At 57.3% G+C, this 14576-nt stretch carries 12 protein-coding genes and 2 pseudogenes; 7 read left to right on the top strand and 7 right to left on the bottom strand.

Features of this window, described 5'->3' with window-relative positions:
* On the top strand, nucleotides 1-494 hold a 494-nt coding region (locus AB5Y50_RS06820; RefSeq protein ID WP_368162502.1), incomplete at its 5' end, for an IS4 family transposase.
* A 137-nt stretch (nucleotides 495-631) separates the two neighbouring features.
* Here the strand turns inward: AB5Y50_RS06820 and AB5Y50_RS06815 are convergent.
* Nucleotides 632-1042, bottom strand: a pseudogene (locus tag AB5Y50_RS06815) (NYN domain-containing protein); the annotation flags it as partial.
* A gap of 617 nt (nucleotides 1043-1659) precedes the next feature.
* On the opposite strand from AB5Y50_RS06815, the gene AB5Y50_RS06810 reads away from it, so the two are divergent.
* A complete protein-coding gene (locus AB5Y50_RS06810) occupies nucleotides 1660-2115 on the top strand; it encodes a YcgN family cysteine cluster protein (protein ID WP_010674503.1) in 456 nt (151 codons plus the stop codon).
* A gap of 641 nt (nucleotides 2116-2756) precedes the next feature.
* Here the strand turns inward: AB5Y50_RS06810 and pflB are convergent.
* The 3 genes from pflB to ycaO all read right to left on the bottom strand — a co-directional run bounded on the left by pflB (nucleotide 2757) and on the right by ycaO (nucleotide 8071).
* Complete coding sequence (gene pflB, locus AB5Y50_RS06805; protein WP_010674504.1) at nucleotides 2757-5039, bottom strand: formate C-acetyltransferase; 2283 nt, start codon at nucleotides 5037-5039, stop codon at nucleotides 2757-2759.
* Nucleotides 5040-5080: 41 nt separating this feature from the next.
* Nucleotides 5081-5929, bottom strand: a complete 849-nt coding sequence (gene focA / locus AB5Y50_RS06800; RefSeq protein ID WP_010674505.1) for a formate transporter FocA — start codon at nucleotides 5927-5929, stop codon at nucleotides 5081-5083.
* Nucleotides 5930-6310: 381 nt separating this feature from the next.
* Complete coding sequence (ycaO, locus tag AB5Y50_RS06795) at nucleotides 6311-8071, bottom strand: 30S ribosomal protein S12 methylthiotransferase accessory factor YcaO (protein WP_010674506.1); 1761 nt, start codon at nucleotides 8069-8071, stop codon at nucleotides 6311-6313.
* A 335-nt stretch (nucleotides 8072-8406) separates the two neighbouring features.
* Between ycaO and AB5Y50_RS06790 the strand changes: the two are divergent.
* A pseudogene (locus tag AB5Y50_RS06790) lies at nucleotides 8407-8766 on the top strand (phenylalanine--tRNA ligase beta subunit-related protein); the annotation flags it as partial.
* Between the two features lie 37 nt (nucleotides 8767-8803).
* Entirely contained in the window at nucleotides 8804-9091 is a 288-nt protein-coding gene (locus AB5Y50_RS06785) for a hypothetical protein (protein ID WP_223918103.1), read from the top strand.
* 216 nt (nucleotides 9092-9307) lie between these two features.
* Here AB5Y50_RS06785 and sugE read toward each other — a convergent pair whose 3' ends face one another.
* A complete protein-coding gene (gene sugE / locus AB5Y50_RS06780; RefSeq protein ID WP_010674508.1) occupies nucleotides 9308-9622 on the bottom strand; it encodes a quaternary ammonium compound efflux SMR transporter SugE in 315 nt (104 codons plus the stop codon).
* Nucleotides 9623-9961: 339 nt separating this feature from the next.
* Between sugE and asd the strand changes: the two genes are divergently transcribed.
* Entirely contained in the window at nucleotides 9962-11074 is a 1113-nt protein-coding gene (asd, locus tag AB5Y50_RS06775; protein WP_010674509.1) for an aspartate-semialdehyde dehydrogenase, read from the top strand.
* Between the two features lie 116 nt (nucleotides 11075-11190).
* On the opposite strand, the gene cspD is transcribed toward asd, so the two are convergent.
* Nucleotides 11191-11409: a cold shock-like protein CspD gene (gene cspD / locus AB5Y50_RS06770; protein WP_010674510.1), complete on the bottom strand. Its 219-nt coding sequence runs from the start codon at nucleotides 11407-11409 to the stop codon at nucleotides 11191-11193.
* Between the two features lie 228 nt (nucleotides 11410-11637).
* Here cspD and clpS point away from each other — a divergent pair, with 228 nt between their 5' ends.
* A complete protein-coding gene (gene clpS / locus AB5Y50_RS06765; protein ID WP_005325410.1) occupies nucleotides 11638-11955 on the top strand; it encodes an ATP-dependent Clp protease adapter ClpS in 318 nt (105 codons plus the stop codon).
* 60 nt (nucleotides 11956-12015) lie between these two features.
* Nucleotides 12016-14268, top strand: coding sequence for an ATP-dependent Clp protease ATP-binding subunit ClpA (gene clpA, locus AB5Y50_RS06760; RefSeq protein ID WP_010674511.1), 2253 nt, complete (start codon nucleotides 12016-12018; stop codon nucleotides 14266-14268).
* Between the two features lie 69 nt (nucleotides 14269-14337).
* On the opposite strand, the gene infA is transcribed toward clpA, so the two are convergent.
* On the bottom strand, nucleotides 14338-14556 hold the full coding sequence (gene infA / locus AB5Y50_RS06755) for a translation initiation factor IF-1 (RefSeq protein WP_005300033.1): 219 nt from the start codon (nucleotides 14554-14556) through the stop codon (nucleotides 14338-14340).
* Nucleotides 14557-14576 lie beyond the last annotated feature (20 nt).

The raw sequence follows: 14576 nt of genomic DNA, 5'->3' as shown, positions 1-14576 counted from the left end.
TGCGCGTCATCGACATTTATACCCATCGCTGGCGGATCGAGGAGTTCCATAAGGCATGGAAAACCGGAGCAGGAGCCGAGAGGCAACGCATGGAGGAGCCGGATAATCTGGAGCGCATGGTCTCGATCCTCTCGTTTGTTGCAGTCAGGCTGTTACAGCTCAGAGAAAGCTTCACCCTGCCGCAAGCGCTCAGGGCACAAGGGCTGCTAAAAGAAGCGGAGCACGTAGAAAGCCAGTCCGCAGAAACGGTGCTGACCCCGGATGAATGTCAGCTACTGGGCTATCTGGACAAGGGAAAACGCAAGCGCAAAGAGCGCGCCGGGAGCTTGCAGTGGGCCTACATGGCGATAGCCAGACTGGGGGGCTTTATGGACAGCAAGCGAACCGGAATTGCCAGCTGGGGCGCCCTCTGGGAAGGCTGGGAAGCCCTGCAAAGTAAACTGGATGGCTTTCTTGCCGCCAAGGATTTGATGGCACAGGGGATCAAGATCTGATCAAGAGACAGGCCATCATCTTCGCCAATAGCATCTATTGCTTGCCTGAGTAAATTGATGAGTTTTGTGTCCCCCTTTATATTTTTACTTTGTTTTTGAATGGGTTGTTCCAGAGCCGGTTCTGCATCAAGATATAGAAATCGAGAGCAACTATTGACGAATGGTAATGGTGCTTTTCGCTCTCCAAATCCGATGACGAATTTTCCATCAGCAAGTGTTCTAGTAACTAAAGGTGTAAAATCACAATCTGATGACACAAGGCATATTATGTCAATGTGTTTTGTGTATATGACGTCCATGACATCAATGACTAATGCCATGTCTGTAGCATTCTTACCCTTTGTTAAATCAAATTGTTGTACTGGTTGTATAGCATAATCGTGTAGTACATCTTCCCATGGTTTAATATTCGGGTTTTTCCAGTTACCATATGCTTTTCTAATGTTTACAACGCCGTATCGAGCTAATTCTGAAAGAACAATATCTATCTTACCTGCCGGTGCATTATCAGCATCAATAAATACGGCTATTTTTTCTTTATCTTTCATGAAAGCCTCCGTGCATAAATTTATTTTATGAGCAGTGATTCCATTATACTACTTAGCCGTAGGTTCGAATAATGAAGCGTATTCGGACGTTCGGGAAATGTATTATGCCACAAGCGTCTCCAGCCACCAGTGACAAACAGCCCAAGATTGTTACGCTGCTGCAACTAAGTTGGCTAATGCTGTTGCGCTGGTGAATCAATCCTGCCGCTGTTTGGGGCAACCCGCTGGCCACGCTGGTGGCCAATGCCCCCCCGATTTGAGGCAAAGTGCCAAGCCGAACTCAGGTTAGCTCCCGCTTATTGACCCTTGCACAACGTTCCTCGCTATCAGGGCTGGCTATCACTCGCGTCATAAAAATGCGGACCCAATAGTCTGCATGTTGCAGGCAAAGGCGCCGGGCTTACGGCATTTCGCTTTGCTCGCAGTGCATGGCAGGCTTAGCCTTGATTGGGTAAATCGGTCTTGCTGTAAAAGACGATGTGAGTAACGTGGGGATCGTTGATCTGTTCCAGAATACCGACCTAGAGTTCATAGGCGAAACCGCCACCAACCTTGAAAAATCGGGCCATAGGGCGTATAACCACGCGCTTGTCAGTGTATTGAGTGAGCTAACTTTTATGCAGCAGAGTGAACCCGTGCAGACCGCCCCCTTTTGGCAGGCGAAGAGCCTGCAGCAGATGACCATGACGGAGTGGGAGTCTCTGTGCGACGGCTGCGGCAAGTGCTGTCTGAACAAGCTGATCGACGAGGACACCGAGGAGCTGGTGTTCACCAACGTGGCCTGCAACCTGCTCAATACCAAGACCTGCCAGTGCTCCGACTACGGCAACCGCTTTAAAAAAGAGCCGGACTGCCTGCAGATCACCCACGACAAGATTGCCGAGTTCAACTGGCTGCCCTCCACCTGCGCCTATCGCCTGCTGGCGGAGGGGCAGGGCCTGCCAGAGTGGCATCCGCTTATCACCGGCAGCCGCAGCGCCATGCACCAGGCTGGCCAGTCGGTGCGCGGCAAGGTAGTGCACGAGGCGCAGGCTGGTGACTGGGCCGACCATATCATTACCTGGGCGAGCTAAGCCTTAATCCGCCGTTTATTGCTTACTACAGGGGCAGGGGAGTGAGACTTCGCTGCCCCTGTTGTTTTTGGGATATAAGGGATGCGTTTTTGTGATAAAGGTAGTGTAAAGTTCTGCTGTGAGATGAACGTAGTGAGGGGGATGAGAAGCCGTCTCTAACGCCGTCTGTATTCGTTCAATCGCTTTTAGACACAAGGGCAGCAGAGTCCACACTCCGCTGCCCTTGTTGCTTTCTGGCGTCTTCTGGCGATGTAGTGTTGTTCTCCTCAGCCTGGCCCTCTCCCAAGGGGAGAGGGAAGGGGGCGGGGGATGTTTTACAGCGTCCGCGACGATAACGTTTCTCTGTTCTGCTGTTCTGCTGTTCTGCTGTTCTGCTGTTCTGCTGTTCTGCTGTTCTGCTGTTCTGAGTACCTGAGTGCCTGAGTGCCTGAGTGCCGGTGGGCACATCCGTGCATCAAGCGCAGGAGAGGAGTGGAGAGGGGCATCATAGAGAGGGGCGTTAGGAGGCTAACGTCTGGCCGAGCCTGCGGCTCAGAGCCCACGAGCCAGCCGGCCTGGGAGGTGGGAAGCGGCTTGCACACTGCCAAACAGCCATAAAAAAACCGGCGCCTTGGCGCCGGTTTTTGTTCTCCGAGACTCTATTACAGAGAAGCGGTGAAGGTACGGGTGATGACGTCTTGCTGTTGCTCCTTGGTCAAGGAGTTGAAGCGAACGGCATAACCGGATACGCGGATGGTCAACTGCGGATATTTCTCCGGGTTTTCCATGGCGTCCAGCAGCATTTCACGGTTCATCACGTTGACGTTCAGGTGCTGACCACCTTCCAGGTTGGCTTCGTGGTGGAAGTAACCATCCATCAGGCCGGCCAAGTTGGCTTTCTGGGCTTCCATGTCTTTGCCCAGCGCGTTCGGCACGATGGAGAAGGTATAGGAGATACCATCTTTGGCGTAGGCGAACGGCAGCTTGGCAACGGAAGTCAGGGAAGCAACGGCACCCTTCTGATCACGACCGTGCATCGGGTTGGCACCCGGGCCGAACGGCGCACCGGCGCGACGACCATCCGGGGTATTACCGGTCTTCTTGCCGTACACCACGTTGGAGGTGATGGTCAGCACGGACTGGGTAGCCACGGCACCACGGTAGGTGTTCAGCTTCTGAATCTTCTTCATGAAGCGCTCGACCAGGTCGCAGGCGATGTCATCGACGCGAGCGTCGTTGTTGCCGAACTGCGGGTACTCGCCTTCGATTTCGAAGTCGATGGAGACGCCATCGGCATCACGTACCGGCTTGACCTTGGCGTACTTGATGGCAGACAGGGAGTCAGCGGCTACGGACAGACCGGCGATACCACAGGCCATGGTGCGATAGACGTCACGGTCGTGCAGCGCCATCAGGGAGGCTTCGTAGCTGTACTTGTCGTGCATGTAGTGGATGATGTTCAGCGCAGCAACGTATTGCTTGGCCAGCCAGTCCATGAAGTGATCCAGTCTGTCCATCACGTCGTTGTAGTCGAGGTACTCGGAGGTGACCATTTCGGTCTTCGGACCGACCTGGATCTTGAGCTTCTCGTCCATACCGCCGTTGATTGCATACAGCATGGTCTTGGCCAGGTTGGCACGGGCACCGAAGAACTGCATCTGTTTGCCGACGATCATCGGGGACACACAGCAAGCGATGGCGTAGTCATCGTTGTTGAAGTCCGGACGCATCAGGTCGTCGTTTTCGTACTGAACGGAAGAGGTCTCGATGGATACCTTGGCGCAGTACTTCTTGAAACCGACCGGCAGCTTCTCAGACCACAGGATGGTCAGGTTCGGCTCAGGGGACGGGCCCATGGTGTACAGGGTGTTCAGCATACGGAAGCTGTTCTTGGTGACCAGGGTACGGCCATCAACGCCCATACCGGCCAGGGTCTCGGTGGCCCACATCGGGTCGCCGGAGAACAGTGAATCGTATTCCGGGGTACGCAGGAAGCGAACCATACGCAGCTTCATGACCATGTGGTCCATCAGCTCCTGGGCTTCTTGCTCGGTGATCAGGCCTTTTTGCAGGTCACGCTCGATGTATATGTCCAGGAAGCTGGAGGTACGACCGAAGGACATGGCCGCGCCGTTCTGGGACTTGACCGCCGCGAGGTAGGCGAAGTAGGTCCACTGTACGGCTTCTTTGGCGGTCTTGGCCGGTACGGAGATGTCGCAGCCATATTTGGCAGCCATCACCTTCATCTGGGCCAGGGCACGGTGCTGCTCGGAGATCTCTTCGCGCAGACGGATGGTGGCTTCCAGGTTGACACCGTTTTCCAGGTCAGCCTGCAGGGACTTGAACTGGGCCAGTTTGTCGGCCATCAGGAAGTCGATACCGTACAGGGCAACACGACGGTAGTCACCGATGATACGGCCACGGCCGTAGGCATCCGGCAGACCGGTGATGACGCCGGACTTGCGGCAGTTCAGGATGTCTTTGGTGTAGACGTCGAACACGCCCTGGTTGTGAGTCTTGCGGTACTCGGTGAAGATCTTCTCGACCATGGGGTCAAGCTGGCGACCGTACACTTCGCAAGAGGTCTTGACCATCTTGATACCGCCGTTGGCGATGATGGCGCGCTTGAGCGGTTTGTCGGTCTGCAGACCAACGATTTGCTCCAGGCTCTGGTCGATATAGCCGGCATCGTGAGCGGTAATGGTGGAGGGCAGGTCGGTATCAAAATCGACCGGCGCGTGAGTGCGGTTCTCGATCTTGATGCCTTCCATGACCTTGTCCCACAGCTTGGTGGTAGCTTCGGTCGCGCCAGCCAGGAAGGACTCGTCACCTTCATACGGGGTGTAGTTCTTCTGGATGAAGTCACGGGTGTTGACAGAGGTCTGCCATTCACCGGCTGCGAAGCCTTCCCATGCTTTTTGGAACTGTTCGTTAAGTTCTGCCATTTTCATTACCTCTCAAGGTATTTATGTGTCTGCCGCCATCCTTAATGATGGCGACGGAAGATAAACCAGTAAGTCAGCCCAACCATGACGCCACCACCAATGATATTACCGATGGTGACGGGAATGAGGTTGTGCAGGACGAAGTTGGACACGGTCAGGTCGGCAAAGGTCGCCGGATCCTGGCCGATGGCCTGCCAGAATTCCGGGCTCGCGACGCTGTGGATGGCGATACCGACCGGGATCATAAACATGTTTGCAATGCTGTGCTCAAAACCGGAGGCCACGAACATGGCGACGGGGAGCAGCATCACCATCACCTTGTCGGTGGCGCTGCGGGCGCCGAAGGCCATCCACACGGCGAGACACACCATGAGGTTGCAGAGGATGCCAAGGGCCACGGCCTCGAAGAAGGTGTGATGGATCTTGTGCTGGGCCACTTTCATGGCGTTCAGCCCCCACTGACCATCCGCTGCCGTGTATTCCGCCGACATGATGATGAGGCCGACGATGATGAGACCGCCGATGAGGTTGCCGAAGTAGACCAGTCCCCAGTTCTTGAGCAGCTGGGCCCAGCTGATGCGATTGGCCGCCTTGGCTACCAGGGTGAGGGTAGTGGAGGTGAACAGTTCGGCGCCGAGCAGGACGCAGAGGATGAGACCGAGGGAGAAGCAGATGCCGCCCACCAGCTTGGACATGCCCCAGGCCATGCCGCTTGAGCCCGTGGTGACGGTGATATAGAAGACGAAGGCGATGGCGATGAAGGCGCCAGCAGTGATGGCCAGGGGAATGACCTTGTATGCGGGCTTGGTGGCCTTGGCATAGGTAATGTCTTCGGCCAGGGCGGCGATGGCTTCGGGCTTCAGACAATCAAAGGGAGATTCTGCTTTCAATTCTCAGTACCTGCATATTTTGCCTGTGGAAATCATAACAAAGGGGCTGATCCCCAAAATTGACTCCGATCAAGAATTACAGATTGTGAATGTAATTTTACTACAGGATTTTTCGCCATCCGGAAGCGTTTCTTTACACCAGGTTTCAGGTGAAACAGAAATGAGTCTGTTATTAATTTTATGATTTTTAAGAACTTATAAAGGGCGCCCTGAAAAACGTACCGGCAAGGCACCTGTGCAGCCGCACTGCACCATGAGTGCCAAATTAACAACCCCCTAAGAGGTATTTTTTGTCTTTTATTTCATCTTTGTGGCACGGCCAGCCAAAGCGTAGACCATAAAACAGAAGGGGCCATAAGGCCCCTTCGTCACGCTAGCATATCAGTTCCAGGTATGGATTCGTTTGGCTTTTTGCAATTTCTCGTAAGCGGCCAGCAGTTTCTGGTGCAGCGGGAACTGGGAGAGGGAGAGATCGGCGGCTTCCAGACCGTGGAAGCGCGCCTCGCCGCGGGCGTTGGCCCACGCCTGTGCCAGGGTCTCTTCCCCGAACATGCGGGCGAACACCGGGCGGTACTGCTCGGGGTCGCGTTCCTCGTCGAGGAAAAGCTCGACGCAGGCGCGCAGGGCGCGGTAGTAAGCAGCGCGATCCGCCGGGAACACCGACTGGTTGAACTCCATGGTCCAGTCGATGAGGTCGAGGGCGCTCTCCAGGTCGCCAGCGGCCAGCGCCAGCATGGCTTTGAGCTCACCGACGCGCAGGGTGTGCAGGGCAGTGCCCTTGGCGGCGGCGATGCCGAGCAGCTCGCGCACCCGGGTCCGCTCGTCGTGCCCCTCTTCATCCAGCTGGTCGAACAGGGCCATGTACTGCTCTGCGTCCCACTCGAGCGCCGGCAGCGCCAGGATGGTCTCCCGCAGGTGGGCCCCCATGGTGTTGTTGGCCAGCAGCAGATCTTCCACCGGATAGATGTCGGACATGCCGGGCACCAGGATACGGCAGGCGTAGACACCCAGATGCTCGTAGTCGGCGATGTAGACCGGCTGCTCCAGCTCGTGGAAGATGCCGATCAGGTGGTCGAACTCCTCTTGCGAGGTGCCACGGAAGTCCCAGTCGGCAAACTCGAAGTCGGACTCTTCCTTGAACAGATCCCAGCTGATGAGGCCGGAGGAGTCGATGAAGTGGGTCTCCAGGTTGTGGTGATCCGCCACCTGCTCGTTGTCGAACGACGGCGGCACGAAGACGTCCAGATCCTTGAGGCTGCGCCCTTGCAGCAGTTCGGTGACGGTACGCTCGAAGGCGACCTCGAAGCGCGGGTGGGCGCCGAAGGAGGCAAAGCAGGTGCCATTGCTCGGGTTGAGCAGCACCACGCAGATGACCGGATAACGGCCGCCGAGGGAGGCATCGAAGCTGTAGATGGGGAAGCCTTCGGCCTCCAGTGCATCGATGGACGCCTTGATGCCCGGGTAACGGGCGATGACCTCGCCCGGGATCTGGGGCAGGCTGATGGCCTCGGCGATGATCTTGTTCTTCACGTGGCGCTCGAACACCTCCGACAACCCCTGGGTGCGGGCCTCGGTGCGGGTGTTGCCGGCACTCATGCCGTTGGAAACATACAGGTTGCCGACGATGTTCATCGGGATATAGACGGTCTGGTGGTCGGACTGGCGCTCGAAGGGCAGGGCGACGATGCCGCGCTCCTCGTTGCCGGATTGCAGGTCCACCAGCATGTCGGCGGTCACTTCACCGTCCGGGTTGTAGAACTTGCGGGTGAAGGAGTCGAGCAGACCGGCGGGCAGCTGATCCCCCTCGATGGGGAACCACTTCTCGTTCGGGTAGTGGACGAAGTCGCCATTGGCGACCTGCTCGCCCAGGTAGAAGTCGGCGAAGAAGTAGTTGGTGGAGAGACGCTCGAAATACTCGCCAAGGGCGGAGGCGAGCGCCGCCTTCTTGCTGGCACCCTTGCCGTTGGTGAAGCAGAGAGCGCACTCCTTGTCCCGGATGTGCACGGACCAGACGTTGGGCACGGGGTTGAGCCAGGAGGCCTCTTCGATATCAAACCCCAGGGCTTGCAGCTTGGTCTGGAAGCGTTCGATGGAATCTTCCAGCGCTGCGTCCTTGCCGGGAATAAAAGTGTGGTCGGTCATCACAATGTCCTGATTTTATGGGCTCATGTTTGGACGCAGATAATAGCATGAGTGACGGGGAAAGCGGCCAGGGCAATGGTGTGGGCTTGCCCAGGTCTGCATTGGATGGGCGGGGTGTGGTAGTGGGGCCGGACGGTGCGCTGCGGGGCGGCGATTTTTCATGGGAAAGAGGGTTGGGTCATCAGTTTTACTTAACATAATTAAGATAAAGTAAATTTTATTATGACCCTGTGCCCTTCATCATGGCGTCAACCGTTGGCGGGGGAAGGAAAAGAGGGGAACGCCCGTGCCCGTTCCGCCACCCCGTCTTGATGAGCCTTGACCAGGAGTGCTGAATGTTCCCGATGATCCCCCGTATCGACCCCGAGATAGCCAGGTTGGCGCCGGGTTTTTGTGCCCTCAGCATCGTGGTGGAAGCCGCCCCCGTGATTGACACTCTGGTGGGGGAGCGGGCCCTGGCCCGGGCATGTGCGGCCCTTGGCACCGACGAGGCCCCCTGGGCCCTTGAACATCTGGCCGCCTGGGATCAGGTGTTCAAGGGGTTTGGCGCCAAGCCTGCCCGCACGCCCTGCTCGGCCCAGGCACTGCGCAAGCGGGTGCTGCGCGATGGCGTCTTGCCCGCCATCGATCCTGTGGTGGATCTCTACAACGCCATCAGCATCGAGTATGCCATTCCCGTGGGCGGGGAGGATCTGGCGGCCTATGTGGGAGCGCCGCGCCTGGTGATTGCCGATGGCAGCGAATGCTTTGACACCCCTCAAAGAAGGGCTGCCAATCCAGGAGGCACCGGCTCCCGGAGAGGTGGTGTGGCGGGACGATCTCGGCGTCACCTGTCGCCGCTGGAACTGGCGCCAGGGGATCCGCACTCGCCTGAGCCTCTCTTCCCCCCGGATGTGGTTCATTCTGGAGTGTCTGCCGCCGATGCCGCGCACGGCCTTGTGGGAGGCCGGCGACAGGCTGATTGCCGGTCTCACGCAGATGATGCCTGGGGCCCGCATCGAGCAGACGCTGGTGGAGTGATTGAAGGAGCAGACGAAAAGATAAAAGGAGGCGCCCCATGCTCGCCCGGGCGGTCATGGGGCGGATCTTGCTCGCCATGTCACGTCTGTGCCACCCGCCTTTACCCACCGCCTGCGAACACATCAGCAAGCAGAGGAACACAGCAACACGCCGGGCTGACATCGCCCCCTGGAGTTTGCCACGTCGGGGCCGGTGTACCCGGCCCTTTCAGCGCGCCTAACCGATGAATTTCAGACCCAGAATGCCGACGATGATGAGCAGCAGGCAGAGCACCCGGGCCAGGGTGGCCGGTTCGTTGAACAGCCAGATCCCCATCAGCACGGTGCCGACCGCGCCGATACCGGTCCAGACCGCGTAGGCGGTGCCAAGGGGCAATTGCTTGACCGCCATGGCGAGCAGCAGCACGCTCACGGCCATGGCACTCAGGGTCAGCAGGGTGGGGAGGGGACGGCTGAAACCGTCGGTGTACTTGAGGCCAATGGCCCAGGCGACCTCGAACAGGCCGGCCAACAGCAGGAGCAACCACGACATAAGGCAGATTCCGCAGGAAGCAGGGTCGTCCCTGCGTATCAGGAGGCCTCGGGGCCGTCCCCGAGGGGCAGCGGGGCTGCCGGTCGGTCTCAATGATGCCCCAACTGGAGGCAGGATGCCAACCGGCTGCCCGCAGGTCGGCCAGGCCGACGGATATTGCAGCGAATGGCACAGAATATTGCGCAATTCGACTTGCGCCCGCCGTCACAATCCGTAATGTGGACAGACGCATTTTTTGCAACTCATATATTGTGAATCCCTTGTAAACGGCTGGCGCCAAGGCAGGGGTCACGGGTACCACACACGATTTCTATAAGCAGCTATCCAGGGTAGGACATTATGAAAAAAGTAGGTTTGGTCGGTTGGCGTGGCATGGTGGGTTCGGTCTTGATGAGCCGGATGCAGGAAGAGAAGGATTTTGCCCGCATTCAACCCACCTTCTTCACCACCTCCCAGGCCGGTGAGGCCGCCCCCAATTTTGGTGTCGATGCCGGCACCTTGCAGGACGCCTTCGATCTCGAGGCGCTGGCCGCGCAGGACGTCATCATCACCGCCCAGGGCGGCGACTACACCAAGGATGTTTATCCGCGTCTGAAAGCCGCCGGCTGGCAGGGCTACTGGATTGACGCCGCCTCCTTCCTGCGCATGGAGAAGGACGCTGTCATCATCCTGGATCCGGTCAACGGCGACGTCATCGAACACGCCCTGAACAACGGCATCAAGACCTTCGTTGGCGGCAACTGCACCGTCAGCCTGATGCTGCTGGCCCTGGGTGGCCTGTTCAAGGCCGATCTGGTGGAGTGGGTGAGCGTGGCCACCTATCAGGCGGCCTCCGGTGGTGGTGCCCGCCACATGCGCGAGCTGGTCACCCAGATGGGCATGCTGCGGGATGAAGTGGCGGTGGAGCTGGCGGATCCCGCCTCCGCCATCCTCGACATCGAGCGCAAGATCACCGAGAAGACCCGCTCCGGCACCCTGCCGGTGGACAATTTCGGCGTACCGCTGGCCGGTGGCCTCATTCCCTGGATCGACACCAAGCTCGACAACGGCCAGAGCCGTGAAGAGTGGAAGGGCCAGGCCGAGACCAACAAGATCCTGGGTATCGAAAACGCCGCCATTCCGGTGGATGGTCTGTGCGTGCGGATCGGGGCCCTGCGCTGCCACAGCCAGGCCTTCACCATCAAGCTGAAAAAAGATGTGCCCTTGGCCGAGATCGAAGCCCTGCTGGCCGCCCACAACGACTGGGTCAAGGTGATCCCGAATGATCGCGACATCACCGCCCGCGAGCTGACCCCGGCTGCCGTCACCGGCACCCTCAGCATCCCGGTGGGTCGTCTGCGCAAGCTCAATATGGGTCCGGAGTACCTGGCCGCCTTTACCGTGGGTGACCAGCTGCTGTGGGGCGCCGCCGAGCCGCTGCGTCGCATGCTGAACATCCTGCTGGCCCGCTGAGGTAGCTGCAGCAGGGAACAGGGAAGGCCTGGCCTTTCTTGTTCCCCTCTTCGTGCCTGTCCATAAAAAAGCGGCATCCCTTGGGATGCCGCTTTTTAATTTATCCAGTTTGACTCTTAGATGTTCTGTGCTTCGTTTGGCACGATGACAGAGGCATGATTTCCTTTCGGCCCCTGCTGCAGTTCAAAGTTGACTGCCTGACCTGCTTTCAAGGTCTTGTAACCTTCCATTTGAATCGTGGAGTAGTGAGCGAAGATGTCTTCACCACCGCCTTCCGGACAGATAAACCCAAATCCTTTTGCGTTGTTGAACCACTTGACTGTTCCGGTTGCCATACATCTACATCCTTTTATTGATTACCCTGAAGTCGTTGAGTAACCTGCGCCAGCCTTATATAACTAGGGCATGACCCCGTAGCAGACGGGCGCCGATTAGCAAGTAACCAATCTAGTCCAACTTTTAAGCGAGTCAAGAAGTTGTTAACAACCGATGTGATCTGGTTAACAAGTCTATTGACAATCTTGAGCGACACGGTAGTAATCTAGAGGTACCAAAGCGCAACTATGAGCAAGCAGAAAGAACTCTTTGCTAATGAAGAGATTGCAGAGGCAGAGAAAACGAAGCTGCAACCGCCACCCATGTACAAGGTCGTCCTGAACAACGACGACTACACACCGATGGAGTTCGTGGTGGAGGTGCTGCAAAGGTTCTTTGGTATGGATCTGGAGAAGGCCACTCAGGTGATGCTGAGCGTGCATTATAGTGGTAAGGGGGTCTGCGGCACATTTACCGCCGAGATTGCCGAGACCAAAGTGGTCCAGGTCAACACCTATTCACGTAACAACGAACATCCACTGCTATGTACCATGGAAAAGGCTTGAATCTGATGACTTGATGGCGATAACGACACCGCATTGTTGCTGTACTGAGGGGAGGTGCCTATGTTGAACAAAGATCTAGAAAAGACGCTGAACGAGGCTTTCAAGCTGGCCCGTGACGAGCGCCACGAATTCATGACCGTCGAGCACCTGTTGTTGGCCCTGCTGGATAACAGCTCAGCCCATGAGGCGCTGAGTTCATGTGGTGCGGATGTGGAACAGATGCGCAAAGAGATCCGCGCCTTCATCAATCAAACGACCCCGCTCATCCCCCGTGACGACGAAGACAGGGAAACCCAGCCGACGCTGGGCTTCCAGCGCGTGCTGCAACGTGCCGTCTTCCATGTCCAGTCGTCCGGCAATACCGAGGTGAGCGGTGCCAATGTCCTGGTCGCCATCTTCAGCGAACAAGAGTCCCAGGCCGCCTACTTCCTGAAAAAAGCCGAAATAAGCCGCCTGGATGTGGTGAACTTCCTGTCCCACGGGGTGCGCAAGGACAACAAGCCCGAGAGTGGTGGCAACAATGCGGAATCTGATGACGAGGTATCCTCTGCCCAGATAGAAAGCTTTGCCACCAACCTCAACCAGCTGGTGCTGGAGGGGCGCATCGATCCGCTCATCGGCCGTGATCAGGAGCTCAATCGCACCATTCAGGTATTGTGCCGCCGTCGCAAGAACAACCCCTTGCTGGTCGGGGAAGCCGGGGTGGGCAAGACCGCCATCGCCGAAGGGCTTGCCTACCGTATCGTCAAGGGGGATGTGCCCGAGGTGATTGCGGGTAGCACCATCTACTCCCTGGACATGGGCTCCCTGCTGGCGGGCACCAAGTATCGTGGTGACTTCGAGAAGCGCCTCAAGGTGCTGCTCAAGCAGATCGAACGTCAGGAAGGAGCCATCCTCTTCATCGACGAAATCCACACCATCATTGGCGCTGGTGCGGCTTCCGGTGGCCAGCTGGATGCGGCCAACCTCATCAAACCGCTGCTCTCCAATGGTTTGCTGCGCTGCGTGGGCTCCACCACCTACCAGGAATATGCCCAGATCTTCGAGAAGGACAGGGCTCTGGCTCGTCGCTTCCAGAAGATCGACATCGTCGAACCCACAGTAGACGACACCACTCGCATTCTGATGGGACTCAAGAGCCGTTATGAGTCTCACCATGGCGTGCGTTATACCGTCAAGGCGATCCGGGCGGCGGTGGAGCTTTCCGCCAAGTACATCAATGATCGCCATCTGCCTGACAAGGCCATCGACGTCATCGACGAAGCGGGTGCAGGGCAACGCCTCTTGCCCGTCAGCAAGCGCAAGAAGGTGATCAATGTGCCGGAAATCGAGGCCATTGTTGCCAAGATTGCTCGTATTCCCGAGAAATCTGTCTCCTCCTCCGACAAGGAGGTGCTGAAGAATCTGGAGCGCAATCTCAAGATGGTGGTGTTCGGGCAGGACAAGGCCATCGAGGTGCTGACCGATGCCATTCGGTTGTCACGTTCAGGGCTTGGCAACGAACGCCGACCTGTGGGCTGCTTCCTGTTTGCCGGCCCGACCGGGGTGGGCAAGACCGAAGTGACCCAGCAACTGGGCAAGGCGCTCGGGGTCGAGGTATTGCGATTTGATATGTCGGAATACATGGAACGCCATACCGTGTCCCGGTTGATCGGGGCTCCTCCCGGTTACGTGGGATTCGAACAGGGAGGGCTGTTGACCGACTCCGTCCTCAAGCATCCGCACTCCGTCGTGCTGCTTGACGAGATCGAGAAGGCGCACCCGGATGTCTTCAACTTGCTGCTGCAGGTGATGGACAACGGTACCCTGACGGACAACAACGGGCGCAAGGCAGATTTTCGCAATGTGATCCTGGTGATGACCACCAACGCAGGGGTTCAGGAGACCCAGCGCAAGTCCATCGGCTTCCAGCAGCAGGACATGAGCCATGATGCCATGGCGGTGATCAACAAGACGTTCAGTCCGGAGTTCCGCAACCGGCTCGATCACACCATCTGGTTCAACCATCTCGACATGGGAGTGATCCATCAGGTGGTCGACAAGTTCATCGTCGAGCTGCAGGTTCAGCTGGATGCCAAGGGCGTTTCACTGGAGGTGTCTGAAGAGGCGCGCCACTGGTTGGCAGAGAAAGGGTATGACAGGGCAATGGGAGCAAGACCCATGGGCCGGGTCATTCAGGAGCACCTCAAGAAGCCCCTGGCCAACGAGATCCTGTTCGGTTCCCTGGTCGATGGCGGCATTGTGAAGGTCGAGCTGGTGAACAACAGCCTCAGCTTTGATTTTCAGGTCAACGTTGAAGCTGTCTCTCACTGACTGTGAGCAAGGCCGGAAATGACAAAAAACCCCAACCGAGAGGCTGGGGTTTTTTGCTGAATTCCTGGCTTAGCGAGAGCGGAAAACAATACGTCCCTTGGAGAGATCGTACGGAGTCAGAGCCACCGTTACTTTGTCCCCAGTCAGGATACGGATGTAGTTTTTGCGCATCTTGCCGGAAATATGAGCGATAACCACGTGACCATTTTCCAGTTCCACACGGAACATGGTATTGGGCAAGGTTTCGAGAATGGTACCCTGCATCTCAATACTGTCTTCTTTAGCCATTGAATCCTCTTGATAAGCCA

Source organism: Aeromonas sp. s6, assembly GCF_040907815.1.
Lineage (GTDB): Bacteria > Pseudomonadota > Gammaproteobacteria > Enterobacterales > Aeromonadaceae > Aeromonas > Aeromonas caviae.
This window is presented reverse-complemented; position numbering and strand designations above follow the sequence as displayed.

Excerpts from the sequence above, each read along its gene's own strand:
- pflB (WP_010674504.1), bottom strand. The coding sequence starts at position 5,039 with ATGGCAGAACTTAACGAACAGTTCCAAAAAGCATGGGAAGGCTTCGCA.
- AB5Y50_RS06810 (WP_010674503.1), top strand. The coding sequence starts at position 1,660 with ATGCAGCAGAGTGAACCCGTGCAGACCGCCCCCTTTTGGCAGGCGAAG.
- AB5Y50_RS06785 (WP_223918103.1), top strand. The coding sequence starts at position 8,804 with ATGGCAGCGAATGCTTTGACACCCCTCAAAGAAGGGCTGCCAATCCAG.
- asd (WP_010674509.1), top strand. The coding sequence starts at position 9,962 with ATGAAAAAAGTAGGTTTGGTCGGTTGGCGTGGCATGGTGGGTTCGGTC.
- sugE (WP_010674508.1), bottom strand. The coding sequence starts at position 9,622 with ATGTCGTGGTTGCTCCTGCTGTTGGCCGGCCTGTTCGAGGTCGCCTGG.
- ycaO (WP_010674506.1), bottom strand. The coding sequence starts at position 8,071 with ATGACCGACCACACTTTTATTCCCGGCAAGGACGCAGCGCTGGAAGAT.
- cspD (WP_010674510.1), bottom strand. The coding sequence starts at position 11,409 with ATGGCAACCGGAACAGTCAAGTGGTTCAACAACGCAAAAGGATTTGGG.
- clpS (WP_005325410.1), top strand. The coding sequence starts at position 11,638 with ATGAGCAAGCAGAAAGAACTCTTTGCTAATGAAGAGATTGCAGAGGCA.
- clpA (WP_010674511.1), top strand. The coding sequence starts at position 12,016 with ATGTTGAACAAAGATCTAGAAAAGACGCTGAACGAGGCTTTCAAGCTG.
- infA (WP_005300033.1), bottom strand. The coding sequence starts at position 14,556 with ATGGCTAAAGAAGACAGTATTGAGATGCAGGGTACCATTCTCGAAACC.